The following is a 25,310-nucleotide window of genomic DNA, read 5'->3' on the forward strand; positions in this document are numbered from 1 at the left end:
GGTTGATGGGCAGGGCTTGATAGAGCTCTGCTTTTTTTATAGAAGGTGTGTAATTGAGATAAATGAGAGGTGAAAAAAATGAGTAAAACAAATTATGGGGGACAGGCGGTTATTGAAGGTGTTATGATGATGGGCAAGGATAAGGTAGGTATTGCTGTCCGCCGTTCACCTGATGATATAGTAATAGAAGAGAGGGAATTAAAACCTCTTGATAAAAGGTTTTCTTTTCTGAAATGGCCCTTTATCAGGGGTGTTGTTAGTCTCTTCAGGACATTAATTATTGGTTTAAAGGCCTTAAATTTCTCTGCAGAACAGGTTATGGAGGAGGAAGGAGAGGAGATTAAACCACTGGAATTGGCTTTAAGTATGCTGCTGGCCTTTTCTTTTGCTATCTTGCTCTTTGTTGTACTTCCAGCGGGAATTATTCATTTTATACAGGGGTATATTGACAATAATATTATACTAAATCTCTTTGAGGGTATAATTAAAATTACTACCTTTCTCGGGTATTTATTTATTATATCCCGCTTTAATGATATAAAAAGGGTTTTTCGCTACCATGGTGCTGAACATAAGGTTATCTTCAATTATGAATCAGGCCAGGAGCTTTCTGTTAAAAATGCCCGCAAATTTACGACTTTTCACCCCCGCTGTGGGACTAATTTTTTATTTATAGTTATTCTATTAAGTATCTTTTTCTTTTCATTCTTTGGACGCCCACCCCTTTTACAGAGAATCCTGTATCATATTATGCTTCTTCCTGTTATTGCCGGGACATCATATGAGATTATTAAATTATCAGGTAAAGATAGTGTTAACCCATTTATAAAATTAATAGCAACACCTGGGCTGTGGGTACAGAGATTGACTACAGCTGAACCAGATGATTCCATGCTGGAGGTAGCTATCCTTGCCTTGAAAACTGTCCTGCCTAATGATGAAAGGGATGAGGAAAATGAATAATATGGATTTAATAGAAAAACTCGATAAACTCCAGAATGATTACCAGGAACTGAATAAGAGGATTAGTGACCCGGAGGTTATCAATGATACTAACCAGTATCAAAAACTATTAAAAAAACATGCTAAATTAAAGAAGGTAGTAGATAAGTATAAACATTATAAAGAAATCCTGGCTGGTATTAAAGAAGCCCGGGATATATTGGAAGGTGAGGAAGAAGCAGATGTCTGCGAACTGGCTGAATTGGAACTGGCTGAGCTGGAACCAGAGCAGGAGAAACTGGAAGAAGAACTCCCGGTAATGCTTCTTCCTGAAGACCCCAATGATGAAAAGAATGTTATTGTGGAAATCAGGGCCGGAGCCGGTGGTGATGAAGCCGGTCTCTTTGCTGCTGACCTATATCGTATGTATTCCCGTTATGCTGAAAAACAGGGCTGGAAGGTTGAAGCAATGGGCTCTAATTCTTCTGGTATCGGTGGTTTTAAAGAAGTGATTTTTACTGTTGAGGGAACAGATGTCTTCCACAGATTAAAATATGAGAGTGGGGTCCATCGTGTTCAACGGGTACCTGCTACGGAATCCAGTGGGAGGATTCATACCTCAACAGCAACTGTGGCGGTTCTGCCAGAGGCAGAGGAGGTAGAACTGGAGATAGATCCCAATGAATTAAAAATAGATGTCTATCGTTCAAGTGGACCTGGTGGTCAGAGTGTTAACACCACAGACTCTGCTGTCAGGATTACCCATGAACCGACTGGTCTGGTTGTTTCCTGCCAGGATGAAAAATCCCAGCATAAGAATAAGGCCAAGGCTATGAGGGTGTTAAGAGCGCGTTTAAAAGAAAAATATGAACAGGAACAGCAGGCTGAAATAGATGAGGCCCGTAAGAGTCAGGTAGGTACTGGGGAGAGAAGTGAAAAAATCAGGACATACAACTTTCCACAGGGTCGGGTTAGTGATCATAGAATAAACCTGACTGTCCACAAACTCGAACAGATACTCGGTGGGGATTTAGATATTGTTATTGAAGAATTGATCAAAGAGGATACGATGAAAAGGCTGCAGAAGGTGTAAGTAGTGAATATCAAAGAAATATTAACTGCAACCATAGATTTTTTTAAAAAACACAAGATACCTGATCCCAGACTTGATGCAGAGGTATTACTGGGCCATCTTCTGGATATTGAGCGGATCCAGCTCTATGTTAAATATGACCTACCTTTAGAGCCTCAAGAGGTAGCTGCTTACCGGGAACTAGTAAGAAAAAGGGCAGAACGTGTTCCAGTTGCCTATTTGACCGGAGAAAAGGAGTTCATGTCACTTCCTTTAGTAGTGAACGAAAATGTCCTGATACCAAGACCAGAGACAGAGCTGTTGGTTGAATATGTTATAGATTATTGCCAGGACAAGGAGATTGACGGGCCGAATATAGTTGATGTCGGAACAGGCAGCGGGGCTATTGCAGTTAGCCTTGCTCATTATTTACCTGCTGCCAGGGTCCTGGGAATTGATCTTTCTGCTGAAGCACTGGCAGTTGCCCGTTTAAATATTGATAAATTGGGATATACTGGACGTGTAAAGGTTATTAAAGGTAATTTGTTGAAACCACTTCTAAAAATGGAAAAAGATAATGTGGATATTATAGTTTCTAATCCCCCCTATATACCCAGGAATGAACTGGGAAATCTTTCACCTGAAGTAAGACAGGAGCCCTGGATGGCACTGGATGGTGGAAAAGATGGACTAGATTATTACCGCCAGTTAATCAAGCAGGCTAAAGCTGTACTGGTCAGGGGAGGTATAATTGTGCTTGAAATTGCCTATAATCAGGGGAAAAGTGTAGTAGCTCTTTTTGATGATAATTGGGAGGATATTAAAGTAAAAAAGGATTATGCTGGATCTGAGCGGCTCATTACAGCTGCTTTAGTTTAGAGGTGTAAGAGAATGGACTATACAACAGTACTGGAAAAAATAGATGAAAGTTTACTGGATATAAATAAGATAGATAGCTTAAAAAGACACAGGGTTATCAAGATGGCTGCAGCCCTCCTGCAGCAGGGGGAGCTGGTGGCCTTCCCGACAGAGACTGTTTATGGACTGGGGGCAGATGCAGGCAGTGGAGAAGCTGTGGCCAGGATTTTTCAGGTCAAAGGGCGTCCCCAGGATAATCCCCTGATAGTACATATTGCTGGTAAAAAGCAATTAGTTGATATTACGGTTAATAACTTATCTGCTACAGCAGAAAAATTGATTGAGCGCTTCTGGCCGGGACCATTAACACTGATTATGGAGAAAAGCCCACTTATAGCAGCGGAAACAACAGCTGGATTGGCAAGTGTTGCGGTTAGAATGCCTTCCCATCCGGTAGCCCTGGCTTTGATCGAGGAGAGTGGTTTTCCCCTGGCGGCACCAAGTGCTAACAGATCAGGGGCTCCAAGTCCAACTCTAGCCGGGCATGTCCTGGATGATTTAAAAGGAAGAATTCCTCTGATAGTAGGTGGTGGGCCCTGCAGTATAGGTGTTGAATCTACTGTGCTTGATGTCAGGGGGAATCAACCGCTTATTCTACGTCCAGGCGGGATTAGCCGTGAAGAAATTGAAGAAGTCCTCGGCTATCATATATCTTCAGCAGGGGCTATCAGTAAGGATTCCAATAAAAAACCTGCCTCTCCAGGTATGAAGTACCGACACTATTCGCCAGAAACACCGGTTTACTTAAAAAAATTAAGTGCTGATACTATGGCTGCTGAGCTGGCTAAGTACCAGGGGGAAGCTGTCGCCTTTCTAATTACCGATGAAACTGCTTGTGGTCTCACAGCTGTGGCAGAAGAACTGCTGGAAGATAAGGTGTTTATGACAATGGGTTCCAGATATACCCCGGAGAGATATGCCTCACAGGTCTTTGCTGTTCTACGTAAGCTAGACAGGCTTGGTTTGACCAGGATTATTGCTGAGGAAATACCGGAAAGAGGTTTAGGTGCTGCGGTAATGAACCGTCTACAGAAAGCCAGTCTTAAGGAATAGGGAGTACTTAGAATAGAGCCCTGTAAGCTGACATACATATATATTATTTAGATAAAGAAAGATATCGTTGTTTTTAAGATTAATTTATAGGGAGCTGAAGGTATTGAGTCTTTTGGAGACGCTTACCCTGGCAATTGCCCTGGGCACAGATGCCTTTTCCGTTGCTATTGTCTGTGGGGTACAACAATTTAAGACTAAAAGTATTATTCAGATAAGCCTGATTATAGCTGCTTTTCATATTATAATGCCGCTAACTGGGTTTTATGGAGGGAGATTTATTCAGGACCTCTTAATTTCTATTTTTAATTTAAAGGGGAGTATAGACAGGGTTTTTAATATTATTGGTGCAGGTCTGTTATTATTAATAGGTATCTATATGGTTCTTGAAAAATGGCTTGATACCAGAGATGATATCTGCAATTTTAAGCTGAGCGGCTGGGGAATGATAGTACTGGCTTTCAGTGTCAGTATTGATTCATTATCTATTGGTATTAGCCTCGGCATGCTGGGTGATATTACTCTTTTAGTGGTATTGGTAATTGGGAGTACAGCAGGTCTAATGATGGGAACAGGGCTTTATTTTGGTTCAAAGTTAGGCCATTTTCTAGGTGAAGAGGCTCAGTTTTTAGGCGGGATAGCCCTTATCTTTTTGGGACTGCACTTTGCTGGATTTATTTGAAATTAAAACAGAAGGAGTGGTAATGCTTGCCAGAGTTAGTATTTGTTTGTACAGGTAATACCTGCCGTAGTCCGATGGCAGAATATATCTTTCGCAAATTACTGGCTGAGGAGGGTTTGAAGAATTGGCAGGTAAGTTCAGCAGGTTTAATGGCCCTCCCAGGTCAGTCTATTAGTGCGATGGCTCGTAAGGTGATGGAAGAAGATGGGACAAAGGTTGATGGACACTTAAGTCGTTTGCTCAGCAGAAAGATCCTGGAACGGGCTGACGTGGTACTGACTATGACAGATCATCATCGTAAGATGATCTTGGACAGCTACCCTGAGTTCAGTAATAAAGTATTTACTATCAGGGGTTTTCTTGGAGAGAAAGGTAAGATAGATATAAGTGATCCATATGGACAGCCTGAGGAAAGGTATAGAGAAATCAGGGATGAAATAAAAAAAATCTCAAAAATGTTACTGGGTAAATTGAATTATTTTTCTTTAAAAGAAGAAGGTAATTTAAGAAATCTGGAGAATAATAAGCATAGAGGTGATAAAGTGAATATTGCAATAGGTTCAGATCATGCTGGATATGAATTCAAACAGGAGATTATCAAGTATTTGGAGGATGAAGGTTATCAGTATAAAGATATGGGTACTGATTCTACAGTGTCTATTGATTACCCTGATTATGGATATAAAGTTGCCTCTGCAGTTGCTGAAGGTGAATATGACAAGGGTATTTTAATATGTGGGACAGGTATCGGGATGTCCATTACGGCCAATAAGGTAAAAGGAATCAGGGCTGCCCTCTGTCATGATGTTTTCTCCGCCAGGGCAACCCGCAACCATAATAATTCCAATGTTTTAGCAATGGGGGCCCGTGTAATTGGAATTGGTCTGGCTCTTGAAATTGTTAAGACATGGTTAGGTGAGGATTTTGATGGTGGAAGACATCAGAGGAGAGTAGATAAGATGCATTCCATAGAAAGGGGAGAATATAAAGGAGATGAGTAATGCTGTAGTAATTGACCATCCATTAATTCAACATAAATTGGCTTTATTGAGAGATAAGGATACAGGCCCCAAGGAATTCAGAGAACTGGCTAATGAAATAGCAACACTGATGGCATATGAAGTAACTCGTGACCTCCCATTAAAGGAGGTTGAGATTGAAACCCCGATTAAAAAGGCTAAATTCAAGATGATTGAGGGGAAAAAATTGGGCATTGTTCCTATTTTGCGGGCAGGCCTGGGTATGCTTGATGGTGTTTTAAAACTTATTCCTACGGCCAGGGTTGGCCATGTTGGCCTCTACCGTGACCCGGAGACACTGGAGGCAGTAGAATATTATTGTAAGATGCCTACAGATGTAAGTGAAAGGGATTTGATTGTGGTAGACCCTATGCTGGCAACAGGTGGTTCTGCTTCAGCTGCAATTAGCTTTGTGAAAGAAAAGGATCCCAGAAGTATTAAGTTAATGTGTCTGGTCTCTGCTCAGGTAGGGATAGATAGGGTGAAGAAAGACCACCCTGATGTAGAAATTTATACAGCAGCCATTGATGAAAAACTAAATGATCATGCCTATATTGTTCCAGGTCTAGGAGATGCTGGTGACAGATTATATGGCACCAGGTAATCCAGAAATTTCCTTTGAATCACTATACATAGTCTGGTAATATGAATGAAGAAAGAGGGATGTTCTCATGCAGACTTATATAAGTGTATTTTTATTGGCCTTAATGGCAACTTATATTCTAACACCACTTACTAAACAGATAGCCCTATCTATTGGTGCAGTAGATATCCCCAATAACAGGAGGATAAATAAAAAGGCAGTACCAACCCTGGGTGGGATTGCTATCTATCTTGGGTTTTTAATTCCAATTATATTGAATATGTCTTTGAATAAAACTCTGATAGGAATTCTGCTTGGCGGGACATTTATTTTGCTGGTTGGTATTATAGATGATCTGTATGAACTATCACCAGCCTGGAAATTAATAGGACAGATTCTGGCTGCCTGTATACTCCTATTCTTTGGGATCAAGGTTGAGTTTATTACTAATCCCTTTGGAGGCATGCTATATCTTGGTTACTGGGGTGTTCCGCTGACCCTTTTCTGGGTTGTTGGGATAACAAATACTGTTAACCTTGTTGATGGTTTAGATGGCCTGGCAGCAGGCATTTCGGCTATTGCGGCTTTTATATTGTTTCTGGTAGCCCTGCAGGAGGGCCAGACTTTTGCTGCTGTACTGGCACTGACCTTAGCCAGTAGTTCACTGGGCTTTTTGCGTTTTAATTTTAATCCTGCTGATATCTTTATGGGGGATACTGGTGCTATGTTTTTAGGTTATATGCTGGCCGCTATATCAGTAAGTGGTGCCTTGAAGAGTGCTGCTACTGTAACACTGGTGGTTCCAGTTCTGGCTCTTGGTGTGCCTATTTTTGATACAATCTTTGCTATAATTAGGCGTCTTCATAATGGTAAACCAATTGGAGAGGCAGATAATGGTCATATACACCACAGATTACTGGCCTTGGGGATGAATCAGCGCCAGGCGGTATTAAGTGTCTATGGGATTAGTATATGTCTGGGTTTGATGGCTTTGATTATCAATGGGGCTAATCTGCATGATGCCTTTGTAATTCTCGGGATTGTAATAGTGGTTCTCATTTATGGTGCCTGGAAACTGGGTATTTTCTCGGTTGAGGTACCGGCTAAAGGAAACGGCCTGGAGAAAAGTAATTTTCAGGATATATAATTCTTTTATTTAATATGACTGCAAATTATAAACTCCGGTAATCATACCGGGTTTTCTTTTTTGGGGCATTGTCATCATTGTTAAATTCTTGACAGGAGGGGGAAATTGTGTTAAAGTGTTATTGCGAAAATTGAATTATCCCTATTTCGCATATGATTGCATAAGTAATGATTATATAAGTGCTTACTTGTATCAGGTATAGGCATTAATATTTGACATGTTTTTATACTAATGATATTATTTATGATAAATGAGTCTTTCTTTTTTAAGTTGGGATGCCCGTGATTTTGAAATTGTGGATAAATTTAAAGACTGATAAATTTTTGATAAAATTAGAGGATTTTTAATTTACATATAGAATTAATATAAACTAAAGGTTATGGAGAGAAAGAGCGAAGATGAAGAAGGATAATAATTATAGGATGGTTATCCAGGCCCTGGCACTGCTTACTCAGTTAGGACTGGCTGTGCTGGCCAATATTGCAGTGGGTTTTTTTCTGGGACGTTTACTTGATAATGTATTACATATGGATTCTTTTTTTAGTATTATAGGTATTATCCTTGGAGTCTTGTCTGGTTTTTACTCTGTATACCGTCTGGTGATTAAGATTTCGAGTGATGAAAATGATGATATTTCATAAAAATATGTTTTTATATATTTTAATTTAAAACGGATAATTTGATTTTGTGATTTTGTTAACAGCATTGGTAATTTTATTTTAATAGAAAAATTGCTTGTTGAGATAATATAAAGATAGCTAGTTTGAAAATCAAATTACATGTAAAAGGAGGGAAAACAATGAATCCAGGTCCAAAGGTTGTTACATATATGTTTGGGAATGAGAATTTACCGATTACAGATACATTAATTGTCGGCTGGGTTGTTGTCTTGCTGGTTATTATTTTTGCCAGGTATGCTACCAGGAAATTGAGTATGAAGCCTGATTCGGCTCAGAATGCTGTTGAACTTTTAATTGAAACAATTCATGAACAAATAGAACCAATGCTGCCGGGAGAAGGCTGGAAATTTCTTCCGTTTATTGCCACTATTTTTATCTATGTAGGTGTTAGCAATTTAATAGGTCTTATCCCTATCCCTGGTAATGTTAGTCCAACCGGTGATTTGAATACTACCCTTGGTTTAGCACTAATGGTTTTTTTGCTTAGTAATTATCATGGAATGAAGGAAGTGGGTGTATGGGGTTATTTAAAAGGCTTTGCTGAGCCGGTGATATTTCTGCTGCCTATTAATGTTATAGGGGAGCTGGCTAAACCAATCTCACATTCTTTCAGGCTCTTTGGTAATGTTGTTGGTGGTGGAATAATTATAACCTTGATTTATCAGGCTGTACCCTGGCTGATACCTGTTCCACTTCATGCCTGGTTTGACCTCTTTGTAGGGCTAATCCAGACCTTAATTTTTGGTATGGTAGCAATAGCCTATATTTCTGTAGCTAAGTCTTAATAAATAATGCTAATGCATTGATGAAAGTTAATAATTAATTGCTTTTTTCTAATTTTATTTAAAACGAGGTGTTTAAAAATGATTCAATTTACACCAGAAGTAGTAGAATCAATTATCAAGATGGCTTCTTATATTGGTGCTGGTGTTGCTGTAATTGGGGGCCTGGGGCCGGGTATAGGAATGGGATATGCTGCTGGCAAAGCCACTGAAGGAGTAAGACGTCAGCCTGAAGCCAGGGGGGCGATAGTAACTACTATGTTACTGGGTCAGATAATTTCCGGTTCCACAGGGATCTATTCCCTGGTTATAGCCATTTATTTAATATTTGGTGGTGGTTGATAAGATTAATTAAATCAAAGATAATAGGTGATATGGTGAAAAATTACAATGATCCAGTAAAAGTCCAGAAGGAAATATTAAAAAAAACATATTTAATCTCACTTGTTCCGATAATATCAACCCTGGTAATGGGTGAGTTTTCCTCTCTGCTGGGATTTGTTTTTGGTTTACTAATTAGCACCTTATTACTTAGATTAAAATTTGTACTTATTAACCGTTCTTTAGATATGTCAGAAGCAAAGGCAAATACCTTTATCAGGAATCGTTATTTTATAGAATATATTATCTATTTTCTTGTTCTATTTGTTTCAGCCCGCAACCCGACACTGGACTTTTTAGCAGCAGCTATTGGTCTTTTTATGATAAAATTTACTGTCATAGCCTGGGTTGTACTGGATTTATTTAGAGATAAACTGAAGAAAAAGATAGAGTCTTATGAGGATTAGTATAGTAGTTATTTTATAACACATTAGAAGGGAGGGTTTAATAATGGTACAGTTTTCACCTGAGGTAATAGACACTATTATTAAGGCTGCTGCTTTGCTTGGTGCAGGATTTGCCATGATTGCAGGTATTGGTCCTGGAGTTGGTCAGGGTTATGCAGCTGGTAAGGCGGTAGAATCTGTAGCCAGAGACCCGGAAGCAAGGGGTAATATTATTACAACTATGTTACTGGGGCAGGCTGTTGCTGAGTCTACTGGTATTTATTCTCTGGTTATAGCTATTGTTTTGATTTTTACTATATAATAAGTTTAATCTGGAGAGGGAAATCCTTCCCTCTCTTTACGCAATTATTTTAGAAATATTTTTTTGGTTGATAAAATAACTTTGAAGACCGACAAATATATTTGTCTATATTATGATAATTATAATTAGTAACTTTGGTGCAAAACATTTTTTTTAAAAGATTATTACTGTTCTTGTTGATGTAGAATACAAAAGGAAAATTTGAATAACAATGCAGGGGGTGAGTGATTTTGGTAAATGTCAACACTACTATGTTGTGGCAGGTTATAAATTTCCTGGTGCTGTTGTGGCTTTTAAAGCGTTATCTCTATGGGCCTATTACAGAGATGTTAAAAAAGAGGGCTGCAAGGATTGAAGGGGATTTAAATGCTGCAGCGGAGGAAAGAAAAGAGGCTGAGAAATTAAAAGAAGAATATGAGGCACAGTTAAAAACAGCCAGGAGTAAATCCCAGGATATAGTTGAAGATGCTGAAACAAGGGCTAAGAAGAAGGCCAGGGAGATAATTAAAGAGGCTGAGAAAAAGGCTGAAAATATTAAGAAAAATAAAATTGCAGAGATAGAGCAGGCTAAAAAAGAAGCTTTGGCTCAGCTGCGTAATGAGGTTGCCTCAATTTCACTTTTGGCAGCCAGTAAATTAATACAGGAAAAGATGGATCAGGAAAAACATAAACAGTTGATAAAAAGCTATATTGCCAAACTCGATAAAAACAAGTTGGGTGAACTACAATGATAAACAATGAAGTGGCCTTAAAATATAGTAATGCCCTATTTGAATTGGGTAAGGAAAAGAATTCACTGCTCTTATTCCAGAATGAGTTAAACCAGGTATGGGATTTAATTGAAAACAACGGTGAATTCAGACAGGCTTTTTTTCACAAACGAATTCTTCCTACAGATAAAAAAGACATTATCAAAGAGTTATTTACAGGGGAAATATCAGAATATACCCTGAATTTTATTAATTTATTGATAGATAACAGGAGAGAAGAAAATATTGAATCAATAATTGATAATTTTAAAACCCTGGTTAATAGAGAGGAAGCAATTGTTGAAGTAGAAGTTATAACAGCTGTTGAATTAAGTGATGATTTAGAGGCTCAGTTAAAAGATAAGCTAAATCAACTCTTGGATTATGAGGTTGTTGTTTATCCTAAAACAGATCCCGAAATTATTGGTGGAATGGTTTTAAAATTTAATGACTTTATAGTTGACGGCAGCATTAAAAGGGGTCTGACTAAATTAGAAGAAGATATAAAAAGTGTTCCGTCAAGTATGTTGGGGGTGTGATTAAGATGAATCTTAGGCCAGAAGAAATCAGTTCAATAATCAAAAAACAGATAGAGAAATATGAAGAAGACCTAGAAACCATTGAGGTCGGTACAGTATTGGATGTTGGTGATGGTATTGCCCATGTGCATGGTTTGGAAGATGCTATGGCAGGTGAGTTGTTGGAGTTTCCCAATGAAGTGTATGGTATGGTCTTAAACCTGGAGGAAGATAATGTTGGCTGTGTCCTGCTGGGTGATGAAAAATTAGTTGAAGAGGGTAATACAGTTAAAAGGACTGGTCGGGTTGTAGAGGTGCCTGTTGGTGAAGAATTATTAGGTAGGGTCGTTAATTCACTTGGACAGCCCCTTGACGGCCAAGGGCCAATAAATACCGGTAGGACCAGGGCTATAGAATCCCCGGCCCCGGGTATTGTTGAGCGACAACCTGTTGATACCCCACTACAGACAGGGTTAAAGGCAGTCGATGCTCTGGTTCCAATTGGCAGAGGGCAGAGGGAATTAATTATTGGTGATAGGCAGACAGGTAAAACAGCGATAGCTATTGATACTATCTTAAATCAAAAAGATGAAGATGTAATCTGTATCTATGTTGCAATTGGTCAAAAGGCCTCAACAGTTGCTGAAATTACCAGACAGTTAACTGAATTTGGGGCTATGGATTATACTATTATTGTCTCGGCTACGGCCAGCCAGCCTGCACCATTACAGTACATAGCTCCATATGCTGGTTGTGCTATAGGAGAATATTTTATGTATGAAGAAAATAGAGATGTCCTGGTTGTCTATGATGACCTATCAAAACACGCGGTGGCTTACCGTACACTCTCCTTATTATTAAGGAGGCCGCCAGGCCGTGAAGCCTACCCAGGTGATGTTTTCTACCTGCATTCCAGGTTACTGGAAAGGGCAGCCAGGTTAAATGATGATATTGGAGGAGGTTCACTGACAGCCCTGCCTATTATTGAGACCCAGGCAGGTGATGTTTCAGCATATATCCCTACCAATGTAATTTCTATTACAGATGGACAGATCTATCTGGAAAGTGAACTGTTCTTTGCTGGAGTAAGGCCAGCTATTAATGTGGGAATATCTGTCTCCAGGGTTGGTGGTGCTGCCCAGATAAAGGCGATGAAGGATGTTGCTGGTACACTCAGGCTCGATCTTTCACAATACAGGGAACTGGAGGCTTTTGCCCAGTTTGGCTCTGATCTTGACCAGGCTACACAACGCCGTTTAAATCGTGGAGAAAGAATTGTTGAGGTCTTAAAACAAGCTCAGTACTCACCAATGGAAGTAGCAGATCAGGTATTAATAATCTATCCGGTTATTAATGGTCATTTGGATGATATCCCAGTTGATAATATTGAACGTTTTGAGAAAGAGTTTATAAACTATGTCCAGGCTAATTATGATGAATTACCTGAGGCTATCAAAAAAGAGGGTCAGCTTTCAGAAGAGAATCAGAAAAAACTAGTTGAAGTAATTAATGAGTTTAAAGAAAGTTTTAATATCAGGGAAGAAAGTATTATTGTTGATAGTAATGAGGAAGCGAATACAAAGGAGTCAGGAGAAGCAGAAGAAGGTGAAGAATAATGCAGTCGATGCGTGACATTAAGCGACGTATTAATAGTGTAAAGAACACCCAGAAAATAACCAAGGCAATGAAAATGGTAGCTGCTGCCAAGCTGAGAAGAGCCCAGGAGAAAGCGGAAAAGGCCCGGCCCTTTTTCGGTAAAACCAGGGAGATTATTACTGACCTTGTCCTTTATACCAGTGATGCGACAGAACACCCTTTAATAGCTAAACGGGATGGAAATAGACATCTCTATATAGTTATTAATTCAGATAGGGGTTTGTGTGGTTCCTATAATGCCAGGGTAGTTGACAAGGCCCGGGAGTCTTTCGAGGGTGAAGAAGAGGTTTCTTTAATTGTTATTGGGCGTAATGCCCGGGACTTCTTTCGGAAAAGGGATTATAATATTCTTTCTGAGTATATCAATATTGATGATTACCCTGATTACTGGTTTTCTAAAAAAATTTCAGATGAAATCATATCCTTATTTAAAGAGGATATAGTAGATAGGATTTCCCTGGTATATACACACTTCAATTCAGCTATCAGCCAGGTAGTTAAGGCTATTCCCTTATTACCTTTAACAGGATTAATGGAACTGGATGAAGCTGATCATGCTGGTCAGCAACCAGATTATATTTATGAACCATCACCTGATGAAGTATTTGATGTTTTATTACCAAAATATATAAATAATATTCTCTATTCAGCTCTGCTGGAGGCCAAAGCCAGTGAATTTGGCGCCAGAATGACGGCCATGGATTCAGCCACAGATAATGCTGGAGAGTTAATTGATAATTTGACTCTACTATATAACAGGGCGCGTCAGGCGGCAATAACCACAGAACTTACTGAAATTGTAAGTGGAGCTGAAGCTCTTAAGTAGAATCGATAAAGGAGGAAGGACAGTGAGTGAAGAACAAAATACAGGTAAGGTCATACAGGTAATCGGTCCTGTAGTTGATATTGAGTTTGCTTCAGGAGATCTTCCCAAGATATATAATGCCGTTAGGGTTATAGGTGAAAAAAAACGGGGGCAGGGTGGACCTAATAAAGATACAGATAATAAAATAGACCTGGTTGTTGAGGTTATGCATCAATTAGGTGATAACAGGGTGCGCTGTGTAGCTATGTCTTCTACCGATGGCCTTGTACGGGGGATGCAGGCTGTAGATACAGGTGAATCTATCTCTGTTCCAGTAGGGGAAGAGGTATTAGGTAGGATTTTTAATGTCTTAGGTGAAACAATTGATCAAGAGGGAGAGCTTAAAACTAAGGAAAGACTCTCTATTCACCGCCAGGCCCCGGCTTATGAAGAACTGGAAACAGCCAGTGAGATATTTGAAACCGGAATCAAGGTTATTGATCTACTGGCACCTTATGCCCGTGGTGGTAAGGTTGGGCTTTTCGGTGGTGCTGGAGTTGGTAAGACTGTCTTAATACAGGAATTAATTAATAATATTGCTACTGAACATGGGGGTTATTCTGTCTTTTCAGGTGTAGGGGAGAGAACTAGGGAAGGGAATGACCTCTGGTTGGAGATGCAGGAATCTGGTGTTATGGATAAAGTAGCTATGGTCTTTGGACAGATGAATGAACCCCCAGGAGCCAGAATGAGGGTTGGCTTAAGCGGTCTGACTATGGCTGAATATTTCAGGGATGAACTGGGACAGGATGTACTCTTGTTTATTGATAACATCTTCCGCTTTATCCAGGCTGGTTCAGAGGTTTCAGCTTTATTAGGAAGGATGCCGTCTGCTGTTGGTTACCAACCAACCCTGGCAACAGATGTAGGGGCTTTGCAGGAAAGAATCACCTCTACCAAAAAGGGTTCTATCACATCAGTTCAGGCTGTTTATGTACCTGCTGATGACCTGACAGATCCGGCACCGGCAACAACCTTTGCCCACCTGGATGCTACCACAGTACTCTCCAGGTCGCAAGTTGAGAAAGGTATTTACCCTGCTGTAGATCCACTGGATTCTACTTCTAGGATCCTTGACCCCAGGATTATCGGAGAGGAACACTATAATGTGGCCCGTCGAGTACAGGAAATATTGCAGCAGTATAAGGACTTACAGGATATTATAGCTATACTGGGTATGGATGAACTTTCAGATGAAGACAAACTGGTTGTAAACAGAGCCCGTCGGATAGAAAGGTTTCTGTCACAGCCCTTTAATGTAGCTGAACAGTTTACCGGTAAACCCGGGGTATATGTATCTATTGAAGAGACCATCCAGGGCTTTAAGGAAATCCTTAATGGTAAACATGATAGTTTACCTGAAGAGGCCTTTTACATGGTTGGTACAATAGATGAAGCAGTTGAGAAAGCTGAGAGAATCAAGGAAGGTGAATAGAAGATGCCTTCGACTATAAAACTTGAGATAGTAACCCCGGAAAATGTAGTCTATAGTGAGGATATTAATGTGCTGGAGGCTCCAGCTATGGATGGATTAATCGGTATCTTACCCCGGCATGCCCCACTGGTAACAGGTTTAAAAACAGGGGTTCTGCAGATAAAGCAGGTAGAAGAGAATGTCAGGATACCGATTAGTGATGGGTTTATGGAAGTGAAACCAGAGCAGATCAATGTGGTTGTCAGGACTGCAGAACTGCCTCATGAGATAGATCTTGAGCGGGCCAGACGCGCTAAGGAACGGGCTGAAAAGCGCCTGGAGAGTGATAATAGTAAACAGATAGATTTTGCCAGAGCCCAGTCAGCTTTAGAGAGGGCCTTAGCACGGATCAAAGCAGTCGATCATCATGATTTATAAATAAACAATAAGCTTAACTTAAGAATGCCCCAGGAAACTGGGGTTATTTTTTTGATAGTATCAAAGCTATGTATCTGGTAATAATATACATAAAGGTGATAAAAATGCAGAGAGAAAAAAGTAGCTTAGAAGAAAAGGTTATGGAAGGTATTTATGGTAAAAAGGAGATAAAAAAGGAAGAACGCAATCTTTTTTTAGGGGAGTATCTTGAACGTGTGATTTGTTATTTGACCTATGAACAGGTTATAGAAAAAGGGACATACCCAGAAATACTTGAGGCCCTTAGACACCCTGAGGCTAAAAAGCTAATTATTGACCGAGATGTTAAGCTGTCAGCAGCTAATGACTATATTAAATTAGCCTCTAAAAATGGACTGCTTTTTAAACGGATAGACTCACCGGATTTCAAAGGTGATGTAGCCCTGGTAGTGGTTAGTGACCATGCTGTAGATATAAAAAAACGGGAAGTTTTAACAAGGGCAGAGAGCTTGCAAGCTAGAGGTATATCTGATAAAATTATTGAGAATGTTGGCGCTAAATTATGTCATGATTGCTACCGTCAATTAGAAGAAAAGGCGCCTGCCGAATTGATTAATTACAGCAAATTAAGTCTAGTAGACCGTTTATTAGGAACAGAATGTATCTGTAAAGATTATTGATATACTGAATTTTAGGTCAAAATACTTAAAAAGCATATTTTTTAATTAATTTACTAAAGGATTTTTACTCTTTATCACGAATTATTATAAAGTGCATACAATATTGGTGTGTCTTCTTTATAGGATAGAAGGAAGGGGCTTTAAAAGTGGGTAAATTTTTAATAACTGGTGGAACGCCACTAAAAGGCGAGATAAAAGTTAGTGGGGCTAAAAATGCAGCCTTGCCAATTATTGCCGCAGCTCTTCTGGCAGATGAACCCAGTAGGTTACTTGATATTCCTGACCTACTTGATGTAAAAAATCTATGTTATATTATAAAAAAAATGGGTGGACATGTAGAGCGAAATGGTAATGAACTATTAATAGACCCCAGAGGGCTTAACGGTCTTGAGGCTGACCACGAAATCGCCAGGAAATTAAGGGCCTCTTATTACATTTTAGGAGTCCTGCTAGCTAAAAACGGGTGGGCCAGAACAAGCCTGCCGGGTGGATGTAGTATCGGCAACCGTCCGATTGATTTACACCTTAAGGGTTTTAAGGCGATGGGTTCAGAAGTAAAACTGGATCATGGGATTGTTGAAGTTAAAACAAGTAAATTGACCGGTGACCGGATATACCTTGATTATCCGAGTGTGGGAGCTACTATTAATATTATGCTGGCTGCCTGTAAAGCTGAGGGACAGACAATTATTGAGAATGCTGCCCGTGAACCTGAAATAGTTGATCTGGCAAATTTTCTTACTGTTATGGGGGCGAAAATAAAGGGTGTAGGAACAGATATTATCAAAATAGAGGGTGTCAAATCACTGCATGGTGAAGAACATAGGATTATACCTGACCGGATAGAAGCAGGTACTTTTATGATGGCTGCCGCCCTTAATAATGGTGATGTTTTTGTCAGGAATGTATTAGCTGAACATGTTAAACCCTTAATTGCTAAACTCCATGAGATGGGAGTAGAGTTAAAAGAGGATATCTCAGGGGTCTATATAAAAGGCAATGGTAGAATAAAGGCGGTTGATATCAAGACATTACCCTATCCAGGATTCCCAACAGATTTGCAGTCCCAGATTATGGTTCTGCTGACCCAGGCAGATGGAACCAGTCTGGTGATAGAAACGGTCTGGGAAAACCGTTTTATGCATGTTGATGAGTTAAAACGTATGGGTGCAGATATAAAGATCGACGGTCATAGTGCACTGCTGAAACCAAGTAATCTAACAGGTGCTGAGGTAACAGCAACTGACCTTAGGGCTGGTGCAGCACTTATACTTGCAGGACTTGTTGCCCAGGGTGATACTGAAATAAGGGATATCTACCATATTGAAAGGGGTTATGAAAACATCGAGAAAAAACTGGCACAACTGGGTGGAAACATTCGTAAAATAAACTAATAAAGCGGGTTCTACTCCTTTAGGTAAAGTCATAGATATTACTAAGACTTTCATAATAAGGGAGTGTTTTTTTTGTCTATCAGGACAGCTTATTATATGATAATATGTATATTTATTATTCTGATTATCCTACCAATGCTGCTACTGCACGGTGTTTTTCGGGGACAGGACGGAGATGGTAGTATTTTGCTGAAGGTCTATAAACATCAGAGTGATCAGATTGAGAAGATGCTCCTGGATGAATACTTAAGAGGGGTACTGGCAGCGGAAATGCCTGCCTTATATCATATGGAGGCCCTGAAAGCTCAGGCTGTAGCCGCCCGAACATATACTGTTAAGCAGCTCCCTGTTTACGGTGGACCCGGCTGCCGGGAAAACCCAGCTGCCGATATTTCTACTGATTACCGCTCTAACCAGGCCTGGTTATCAGAGAATGAAATGAAAGAAAAGTGGGGTTTTATACCCTATTTCTATAACTGGGCCCGTATTAATAGGGCCGTAGAACAGACTGAGGGAGAAGTTCTGGTCTATAATGAAAAAGTAATTGATGCTGTTTATCATGCCAATAGTGGTGGTCAGACAGAAGATTCTACTTTTGTCTGGGGTGAGATGCATCCCTATCTTCAGAGTGTAAGCAGTCCATATGATCAAGAACGGAGTGAAAATTACTTAAATACCTTTTATTTTGGGGTTGATGAATTGAGAGACAAACTTGGCCTGAGCGGGGAAGATAGTTCCCCGTTTATAGAGCTTACCCATAGAAGTAGTAGTGGACGGGTGATAGAGTTGACAGTTGGGGATAAAAAAATTACCGGAAATGATTTTCGTAGTTTACTGGGGTTAACATCTAACAAATTTGAAATAAGCAGAACAGGTGATATCTTTACAATTACAGTTTTTGGTAAGGGTCATGGGGTGGGAATGAGTCAGGATGGAGCTGATGGCTATGCTAAGGCTGGTTATGATTACCGTCAGATCTTGGAACACTATTACCCCGGCACAAAGATTGGCAGATTAAAAAAATAAATTTTGTATATTTTAACCACCTTTTGGTAAGAATAAAAACCGGAGGTGGGCATTTATGGATAAAAAATACTGGTTTAAACTTGATAAAGGGAAAATCAAACTGCAGTTAAAGGATCTAGGGAGGAAAATATCCTCAAATAAAAACAACTATAAAAAGGTATTACTGGTTTTTCTCTTTTTCATGCTTTTAGGTATAGGATATGCTGTTTTTAATGAGGTAGGGGTTGATGACACAGCAAAAAAACAGACAGGCATTACTGTTGAAGAACTGAGTTCTGTTCAGGTAGAGAGACCTGGTCCTGTAATAAATAATAATCCCTATCAGCAGGATAAGGAATTTTCTTTAGACTATAATTCTTTAGAAGAGAATAAAGTTGAGAGAGAGGAAGATACAGAGGGAAAAAAACCTGGTGAAAGACAGGATCAGGGTCTTGAAGACAATGTCACTGGTGTAGTAACCGAATCCCTTAAACCAATGAATGAGATAAGGGCTCAGGCTCTAGAACTACTTGCACCAGTCTCAGGACAGGTCTTACAGGAGCCTGGCTGGTATTACCACCCGGTTTTTGATGATTGGCGTTATCAGCATGGGATAGTACTTGAAGGCAGTAAGGGTGATGTGGTTATGGCAGCAGAGCAGGGACGAGTAATCTCTGTGCGTGAAGATGAATATAAGGGGATAATGGTTACCATTCAACACGATAATGGTTGGGAAACAGAATATGGTCACCTGCAGAAAACCACTCTCTCCCCTGGGGAAAGGGTGGTAAAGGGTCAAGAGGTAGGAAGACTTGGTGCAACAGGTTTAAGTGAAGAACCCTCACTTTATTTTCAGTTGATAAATGCTGAAGGGCCGATCGACCCCCGTGAATACATAAAATAAGAAATTTTTAAAAAATATTATCAGCTGTCGGCCTAGTTTATATTTAAGCGTCTTGCATAATTGATTGTTGCCATCCAAAAACTTCTCTGTTTAAATAGGGAGTGCCCTAGGTGCTTTGTTTTAATCGGCTGGTCAACAATTCAATTATGCAAAAGTTCTATTATGAAAGAGTCTTATTTAAAAAAGTCCCACCTGTATATCATATATACAGGTGGGACTTTTTTAAATAGCTGGCTTAAATAGTTAATATTATCCTACCTTGGTCATACTTCATACTAGGCACTAATACTGCTGCTGAGTTCTTCTTTTCTGGTCTTATTAAAGACATTACAGGATTCGACAACCATCCAGATCTCGAGTACAAAGAGGATGGCACCGATAGTTGTTAGTAAGGTATTACCCTGTCCATAGAATTGATTTATATTATAGAGCAGGGCCCAGGTTTCGATAATGACCATAAAAATAAAGGGTAGCATGGTAACATAGATAGGTTTCTGTTTTTTAAGCAGATAAACAGTCGCGACCAGCAAGGCCAGGGCAGCCAGCATTTGATTGGCGGCACCAAATAGTGGCCATAGAATCATACCCCCTGCACCACCATTAATACTGGCCAATAGGAAAGCAGCTATTACAGCGACGAGTGTTGCGCCATGTTTGCTAGCCAGTGGTTTAATTTTGAAATCGCTGGCCAGTTCAGATATTACATAACGCTGGATACGTGTGGCACTATCAAGAGTTGTGGCAGCAAAACTTACTACTAGTACAGAGAGAATAGCTGTACCTATGGTATGGGTAAGACCAAGACTTGTCAGGAAGGAAGAACCCCCTTCTACAAAGGCACTAACCTTGGCAGCCAATCCATTAGCAGCACTCCAGCTGGCATAGTGAGAGGTCCAGGCCTCTAAAGAGGCAAATCCGGCAATACAAACCAGGATAGTTATAGTAGCTAAAATTCCCTCAGCCAGCATACCACCATAACCAATAAAGCGGGCATCTTTTTCACTTTCCAATTGTTTAACTGTTGTACCAGAGGAAACAGTGGAGTGGAAACCAGAGATAGCCCCACAGGCAATAGTAATAAACAAGAAGGGTATAATAGGTGGTGCTCCAGCCGCACTGTGGTTAAAGGCTGGTGCTACAATCTCTGGTCTGGCAATAAATAAACCAGCAATAATCAAAATAAGCCCGACTATTAATTCATGGGAGTTAATAAAATCTCTTGCTTGTAAAAGTGTCCAGACAGGTAATACAGAAGCAATATAGGCATAAATCATTAAGATAATAACCCAGACCATTCTGGGTGATAGGCCTAGTATGGCAGGCATTTCAAAAGGCAGATAAATACCTATCCAGATAGTTACATACATAAGTGCCAGGGCAATTAGTGAAGGTATTAGTACATTTTTGCCTTTCTTATAAACCAGAAAGCCCAGGGTTATAGCTATTGGAATCTCCATCCAGACCGGAAAAACACTCTGTGGATATGTTTCAAACAAGATAGCAATAATTAAAGCAAAAACGGCAATTAGGATTAGTAGTGTAAAAAATATAAATAATAAGAAGAGAGTACGCACCCTGTTATTAACAATATTACCACTGATTTCACCGATGCTTTTACCTTCATTTCGGGCAGAGATCATTAAGGAACTAAAGTCATGTACAGCACCCAGAAAGATTGAACCGAAAATTACCCACAATATAGCTGGAACCCAGCCCCAGATCACGGCAATAGCAGGACCGACTATTGGAGCAGCGCCAGCAATAGATGTGAAATGATGACCAAATAGGATAGGGCTGCTTGTTGGGACATAATCAACACCATCTTTATATTGATGGGATGGTGTTTCATTAGCTGGATTCACTTCAAATATCCTGGTACTGATATACTTCCCATAGAAATTATAGGCAATAATAAAACCAACAAAGGTACCTAAAGCAATTAAAATCGAACCCATAAAATTAAATCCTCCTTAATTTGTTTTGTTTATGGCAGCCAGCTTCTTTGAACAATCCTCCTTTCAGAGCTTAAGTAACTACCACAATATAACTTAATACCCATTATAAGGTTCTGCATCAAACAATAAACTCCTGCTAAAAAATAGATATTACTGTAAAAAATAGATATAAATTTACTGATTAAAGATGCCTTTGGTATATTTCACCTTAACCCCTGCATATAAATTAATTAGTATTGGGTATTTGATCTGGGGGGAATTAAGATTGAAGGATTATATTAGAGAAAGGGTAATAGAGGTGGCAAACTATATTTATGAAACACGGGCCACTGTCCGGCAGACAGCAAAAATCTATGGTGTTAGCAAGAGTACAATTCATAAAGATGTTACCGAGCGCTTAACACGTATTGATGCTGAGCTTGCTTCCCGGGTGAAAAAAGTTCTTGAGTTTAATAAAGCAGAACGTCATATCAGGGGTGGTGAAGCAACTAAAAGGAAATATAAGAATTTGAAGAATAATTAGGTAAAATGTCGCATATTCTTTATCATTATGATGCAGGAGAAAAATGATAAACCTAGAATATAATATTTAGAGTGTGTGTTCGAAAAGGCATAAATAGGGGATTATATATCCCTGAACGAAGTTAAGGTGTTACCGTTGAGTGAAGGGATATATAATCCCCGGCGGTATATACTGATACTTTTCGAACAGGCTCTTAGAGTTATGCAAATGAGGGGAGTTGGATAAGATGCTAGGGCTTTCCAAAAAAATAGGGATAGATCTAGGTACAGCAAATATTTTAGTATATGAAAAAGGAAAGGGTATTGTCGTACAAGAACCATCGGTTGTAGCGATGGATACTGAAACCAATAAAGTCGTTGCTGTGGGGACAGAAGCCAGGAGGATGCTCGGGAGGACACCAGGGAATATTGTGGCTATAAGGCCTTTAAAGGATGGGGTTATAGCTGATTTTGATGTTACAGAATTAATGTTAAAACACTTCATTACTGCTGCCGTAAAGAGGCGCAGACTCTTTAAACCAATTGTGATGGTTTGTATACCAGTTGGTATTACAGGTGTTGAAAAAAGGGCTGTTATTGAATCAGCTATGCAGGTAGGGGCCAGAAAGACCTTTTTAATCGAAGAACCGCTGGCAGCAGCCATTGGTGCTGGCCTGCCGATTGAAGAACCACGGGGTAGTATGGTCATAGATATTGGTGGTGGCACATCAGAGATAGCAGTTATTTCCCTGGGAGGAATAGTTGTCAGTGAGTCCCTGAGAATTGGCGGTGACCGCTTTGATGAGGCTGTTATCCGTTATATCAGGGATAAGTATAACCTTATTATTGGGGATAAGACTGCTGAAGAGATTAAAACAACGATCGGATCAGCCTTTGTAGAAGAAAACAGGGAATTTGAAGTAAGAGGCAGGAGTGTCCTCACTGGTCTTCCTAAAAACTTGAATATTACGTCAGAGGAGACTGTAGAGGCTTTTCAAGAGCCAATAAATGCTATTATAGCAGCTGTAACCCGTGTTCTGGAACAGACTCCACCTGAATTATCATCAGATATTATGGACAGGGGAATTATTATGACAGGTGGAGGCTCTTTATTGAATAATTTGACCAAATTAATTAGTCAGAAAACTGAGATTCCTGTATTTTTAGCTGATGACCCTTTGACTTGTGTTGCAGAGGGTACTGGACATGCCCTGGAAGAAATAGATAATTTAGCAGATGCACTGACATCCAATGATGGAGTTGGATATAGGCGGTAAAAAATTAGCAAAAGTAATTAGAAGGGATTTGATGTTTTGCGTTTTAAAATAAAACACTTTATGTTTGTATTATTGATTATGATACTTATTAGTGGTTTTTCTGTTGCTGAAGAGATTATGCCCCTTACAGAGATAGAAGCAGGTATGCAGGGTAAAGCAAAGACGGTTTTTTACGGTGATAAGGTAGAGGAATTTCCGGTTGAGATCATAGATATTATGCCTGATCAGGGATTAAACAGGGATTTGATATTGATCAGGGCAGGTGGTGAAAAGATAGATGAAATAGGTGGGATAGCTGCTGGAATGAGCGGTAGCCCTGTCTATATTGAAGGCAAATTGATAGGTGCTATTGGTTATGGATGGAGTTTTAGCGAGGGCAATTATGCTCTGGTAACACCTATTGAAGACATGCTGGCCTTAATAAATAGTGAAGATAATGAAGGTATAGAGAATAGTAATTTAGCTGAAAGAGGGTTATCAACCCCATTATTAGTAAGTGGTTTAACAGGTAGGTCTTTTGATAGATTAAAAAAAGACCTGGAAAGCCTGGGTTTAGAGCTTACTCCCTATAATGTTTCTACTGGAGGCCGGGCAGAGCTTAAGACTAAGCTTGAACCAGGTAGTGCTGTTGCTGTACAACTGGTCAGGGGTGATATCAATATCGGTTCTATTGGAACAGTAAGCTATCTTGATGAAAGTGGTAATATTCTTGCCTTTGGTCACCCTTTTTTCAATAAAGGTGAGGTGGATTATATGTTAAGTAGTGCCACTATTAGGGGTGTTATCCCCAGTATGCAGCAGCCTTTTAAATTAGGCTCTCCGAATAAAGAACTTTTGGGGTCAATTACAGTTGATAGAGGGGCTGGTATTGCTGGAAAGCTTGAGAAATACTCCCGGGTAATTCCTCTGAGAATACGGGTCTCTGATCAGGAACGGGAAGTTGAAAACAAGGTAAATGCCCAGCTAATACGTGATGAAGACCTGATAACCTCTCTAGTTACCAATATTGGTCTGGAATCACTTGATGCTACTTTAGATAGGATTGGTGAAGGTACAGCCAGGACAAGATTTAAGATCACAGCTAATGGTCTGCCTGAACTGTCTATAGAAAGGGAGAATATGTATTACAGCAGACATGATATTGCCTCCCTGGCCCTGCTGGATCTTTATCAGGTAATGGATATAATAACTGGTAATCCCTTTCAGGAGGTTAATTTGATAGATATTCAATATGATGTAGAGGTAGACCATACTGCCCAGGTTGCCCTGGTTCAGGAGGCTAGAGTTATTAATCAGGAGATTAGGCCAGGTGATCAGGTAGAAGTTGAGGTTATTCTTCATCCCTACCGGGGAGAGGTTTTTACTAAAAATGTAATGATTGAGATACCTGAGGATACCCAACCCGGTATGGCCAGTATGGTAATAGATGGCGGATTTACCGGACAGTCATATCAGCATCTCCCAGAGGATTCTACCCAGGAGGATGATCTTAATCAGGCAGTTGTACAGGGATATAAGGATTTCCCTTCTATTATCGAGGATTATCTGGAAAAACCAAAAAATAATGATTTAATCATACAGGTCCATCCAGGATATACACCTGATGATATTGAAGCTGAAGATGAGAATAAACAGGGTCATGAAGCTGGAGATCAAGAAGATGAAAGGAAAGAAAATAAAGAGGAGTCACCGGAGAATACAGCTGCCCCTGATCAAGAATCCAAAGAAGAGGGAGAAAGAATAGATAATAGGGAAATAGAAGAGACAGAAATAAAGGAGATAGTTGAAACAGATTATGTATTGGAAGGAAACCTATCTCTGGATATTAATATAAAGGATATAAATAGTAAAAACACCCCTGACATAACAGAGGAAAGAGTAGAAAAAGGAGAATAGGGCTTAGGAATTTGTGTAAAATAACCCTGGGGATTATCCTCAGGGTTTTCCATTAACTACCTGTCTAAATAGTTGATTTAATAGCCTAAGTATAATATTATGTAATATGGAAAGT

Annotated in this window: 27 protein-coding genes; 26 read left to right on the forward strand and 1 reads right to left on the reverse strand. The window is 39.7% G+C overall.

Annotated features, from left to right (window positions below; genetic code table 11):
• Window positions 1-78 precede the first annotated feature (78 nt).
• The 23 genes from D7D81_RS04635 to D7D81_RS04745 all read left to right on the forward strand — a co-directional run bounded on the left by D7D81_RS04635 (window position 79) and on the right by D7D81_RS04745 (window position 19,566).
• Entirely contained in the window at window positions 79-963 is an 885-nt protein-coding gene (locus D7D81_RS04635) for a DUF1385 domain-containing protein (protein WP_125987748.1), read from the forward strand.
• Entirely contained in the window at window positions 935-2,035 is a 1,101-nt protein-coding gene (prfA, locus tag D7D81_RS04640; protein ID WP_502700005.1) for a peptide chain release factor 1, read from the forward strand. The genes D7D81_RS04635 and prfA overlap by 29 nt, the downstream gene beginning before the upstream one ends.
• A 3-nt stretch (window positions 2,036-2,038) precedes the next feature.
• Window positions 2,039-2,893 (forward strand): peptide chain release factor N(5)-glutamine methyltransferase, encoded by an 855-nt coding sequence (gene prmC, locus D7D81_RS04645; RefSeq protein ID WP_125987750.1) that lies wholly within the window; start codon window positions 2,039-2,041, stop codon window positions 2,891-2,893.
• Between the two features lie 12 nt (window positions 2,894-2,905).
• Window positions 2,906-3,985: an L-threonylcarbamoyladenylate synthase gene (locus D7D81_RS04650; protein ID WP_125987752.1), complete on the forward strand. Its 1,080-nt coding sequence runs from the start codon at window positions 2,906-2,908 to the stop codon at window positions 3,983-3,985.
• Window positions 3,986-4,088: 103 nt separating this feature from the next.
• Window positions 4,089-4,664 (forward strand): manganese efflux pump MntP, encoded by a 576-nt coding sequence (locus D7D81_RS04655; RefSeq protein ID WP_164522113.1) that lies wholly within the window; start codon window positions 4,089-4,091, stop codon window positions 4,662-4,664.
• A gap of 26 nt (window positions 4,665-4,690) precedes the next feature.
• A complete protein-coding gene (rpiB, locus tag D7D81_RS04660) occupies window positions 4,691-5,665 on the forward strand; it encodes a ribose 5-phosphate isomerase B (RefSeq protein ID WP_205739336.1) in 975 nt (324 codons plus the stop codon).
• Window positions 5,658-6,287, forward strand: a complete 630-nt coding sequence (gene upp, locus D7D81_RS04665) for a uracil phosphoribosyltransferase (protein ID WP_125987756.1) — start codon at window positions 5,658-5,660, stop codon at window positions 6,285-6,287. The genes rpiB and upp overlap by 8 nt, the downstream gene beginning before the upstream one ends.
• Before the next feature lie 67 nt (window positions 6,288-6,354).
• On the forward strand, window positions 6,355-7,413 hold the full coding sequence (locus D7D81_RS04670) for an MraY family glycosyltransferase (RefSeq protein ID WP_125987758.1): 1,059 nt from the start codon (window positions 6,355-6,357) through the stop codon (window positions 7,411-7,413).
• 398 nt (window positions 7,414-7,811) lie between these two features.
• On the forward strand, window positions 7,812-8,054 hold the full coding sequence (locus D7D81_RS04675; RefSeq protein ID WP_125987760.1) for an AtpZ/AtpI family protein: 243 nt from the start codon (window positions 7,812-7,814) through the stop codon (window positions 8,052-8,054).
• Window positions 8,055-8,212: 158 nt separating this feature from the next.
• Complete coding sequence (atpB, locus tag D7D81_RS04680) at window positions 8,213-8,878, forward strand: F0F1 ATP synthase subunit A (RefSeq protein ID WP_125987762.1); 666 nt, start codon at window positions 8,213-8,215, stop codon at window positions 8,876-8,878.
• A gap of 78 nt (window positions 8,879-8,956) precedes the next feature.
• Complete coding sequence (atpE, locus tag D7D81_RS04685; RefSeq protein WP_125987764.1) at window positions 8,957-9,217, forward strand: ATP synthase F0 subunit C; 261 nt, start codon at window positions 8,957-8,959, stop codon at window positions 9,215-9,217.
• Complete coding sequence (locus D7D81_RS04690; protein ID WP_286170215.1) at window positions 9,214-9,663, forward strand: ATP synthase subunit I; 450 nt, start codon at window positions 9,214-9,216, stop codon at window positions 9,661-9,663. The genes atpE (D7D81_RS04685) and D7D81_RS04690 overlap by 4 nt, the downstream gene beginning before the upstream one ends.
• A gap of 43 nt (window positions 9,664-9,706) precedes the next feature.
• A complete protein-coding gene (gene atpE, locus D7D81_RS04695) occupies window positions 9,707-9,964 on the forward strand; it encodes an ATP synthase F0 subunit C (RefSeq protein WP_125987766.1) in 258 nt (85 codons plus the stop codon).
• 224 nt (window positions 9,965-10,188) lie between these two features.
• Window positions 10,189-10,695, forward strand: coding sequence for a F0F1 ATP synthase subunit B (atpF, locus tag D7D81_RS04700; protein ID WP_286170216.1), 507 nt, complete (start codon window positions 10,189-10,191; stop codon window positions 10,693-10,695).
• Window positions 10,692-11,252 (forward strand): ATP synthase F1 subunit delta, encoded by a 561-nt coding sequence (atpH, locus tag D7D81_RS04705; protein ID WP_125987770.1) that lies wholly within the window; start codon window positions 10,692-10,694, stop codon window positions 11,250-11,252. The genes atpF and atpH overlap by 4 nt, the downstream gene beginning before the upstream one ends.
• Before the next feature lie 5 nt (window positions 11,253-11,257).
• Window positions 11,258-12,847, forward strand: a complete 1,590-nt coding sequence (gene atpA / locus D7D81_RS04710; RefSeq protein WP_125987772.1) for a F0F1 ATP synthase subunit alpha — start codon at window positions 11,258-11,260, stop codon at window positions 12,845-12,847.
• Complete coding sequence (atpG, locus tag D7D81_RS04715; protein WP_125987774.1) at window positions 12,847-13,713, forward strand: ATP synthase F1 subunit gamma; 867 nt, start codon at window positions 12,847-12,849, stop codon at window positions 13,711-13,713. Before atpA ends, atpG begins: the two co-directional genes overlap by 1 nt.
• 22 nt (window positions 13,714-13,735) lie before the next feature.
• Window positions 13,736-15,187: a F0F1 ATP synthase subunit beta gene (atpD, locus tag D7D81_RS04720; RefSeq protein ID WP_125987776.1), complete on the forward strand. Its 1,452-nt coding sequence runs from the start codon at window positions 13,736-13,738 to the stop codon at window positions 15,185-15,187.
• A 3-nt stretch (window positions 15,188-15,190) separates the two neighbouring features.
• Entirely contained in the window at window positions 15,191-15,604 is a 414-nt protein-coding gene (locus D7D81_RS04725) for a F0F1 ATP synthase subunit epsilon (protein WP_125987778.1), read from the forward strand.
• Window positions 15,605-15,708: 104 nt separating this feature from the next.
• Entirely contained in the window at window positions 15,709-16,263 is a 555-nt protein-coding gene (locus tag D7D81_RS04730; protein ID WP_125987780.1) for a YueI family protein, read from the forward strand.
• A 146-nt stretch (window positions 16,264-16,409) separates the two neighbouring features.
• Window positions 16,410-17,657: a UDP-N-acetylglucosamine 1-carboxyvinyltransferase gene (gene murA, locus D7D81_RS04735; protein ID WP_125987782.1), complete on the forward strand. Its 1,248-nt coding sequence runs from the start codon at window positions 16,410-16,412 to the stop codon at window positions 17,655-17,657.
• Window positions 17,658-17,753: 96 nt separating this feature from the next.
• Window positions 17,754-18,683, forward strand: coding sequence for a stage II sporulation protein D (spoIID, locus tag D7D81_RS04740; protein ID WP_125987784.1), 930 nt, complete (start codon window positions 17,754-17,756; stop codon window positions 18,681-18,683).
• 55 nt (window positions 18,684-18,738) lie between these two features.
• Window positions 18,739-19,566 (forward strand): M23 family metallopeptidase, encoded by an 828-nt coding sequence (locus D7D81_RS04745; RefSeq protein ID WP_125987786.1) that lies wholly within the window; start codon window positions 18,739-18,741, stop codon window positions 19,564-19,566.
• A gap of 275 nt (window positions 19,567-19,841) precedes the next feature.
• On the opposite strand, the gene D7D81_RS04750 is transcribed toward D7D81_RS04745, so the two are convergent.
• Entirely contained in the window at window positions 19,842-21,521 is a 1,680-nt protein-coding gene (locus D7D81_RS04750) for a carbon starvation CstA family protein (RefSeq protein ID WP_125987788.1), read from the reverse strand.
• Window positions 21,522-21,786: 265 nt separating this feature from the next.
• Between D7D81_RS04750 and spoIIID the strand changes: the two genes are divergently transcribed.
• From spoIIID to D7D81_RS04770, 3 genes are all read left to right on the forward strand, one after another.
• Window positions 21,787-22,044 carry a sporulation transcriptional regulator SpoIIID gene (gene spoIIID, locus D7D81_RS04755; protein WP_164522114.1) on the forward strand — a complete coding sequence of 86 codons (258 nt, stop codon included), beginning with the start codon at window positions 21,787-21,789 and terminating at the stop codon, window positions 22,042-22,044.
• A gap of 226 nt (window positions 22,045-22,270) precedes the next feature.
• Window positions 22,271-23,299 carry a rod shape-determining protein gene (locus D7D81_RS04765; RefSeq protein ID WP_125991927.1) on the forward strand — a complete coding sequence of 343 codons (1,029 nt, stop codon included), beginning with the start codon at window positions 22,271-22,273 and terminating at the stop codon, window positions 23,297-23,299.
• Between the two features lie 60 nt (window positions 23,300-23,359).
• On the forward strand, window positions 23,360-25,195 hold the full coding sequence (locus tag D7D81_RS04770; RefSeq protein ID WP_125987792.1) for a SpoIVB peptidase S55 domain-containing protein: 1,836 nt from the start codon (window positions 23,360-23,362) through the stop codon (window positions 25,193-25,195).
• Window positions 25,196-25,310 lie beyond the last annotated feature (115 nt).

Origin of the sequence: Halocella sp. SP3-1 (assembly GCF_003953885.1) — a bacterium.
Classification (GTDB): domain Bacteria; phylum Bacillota; class Halanaerobiia; order Halanaerobiales; family DTU029; genus Iocasia; species Iocasia fonsfrigidae.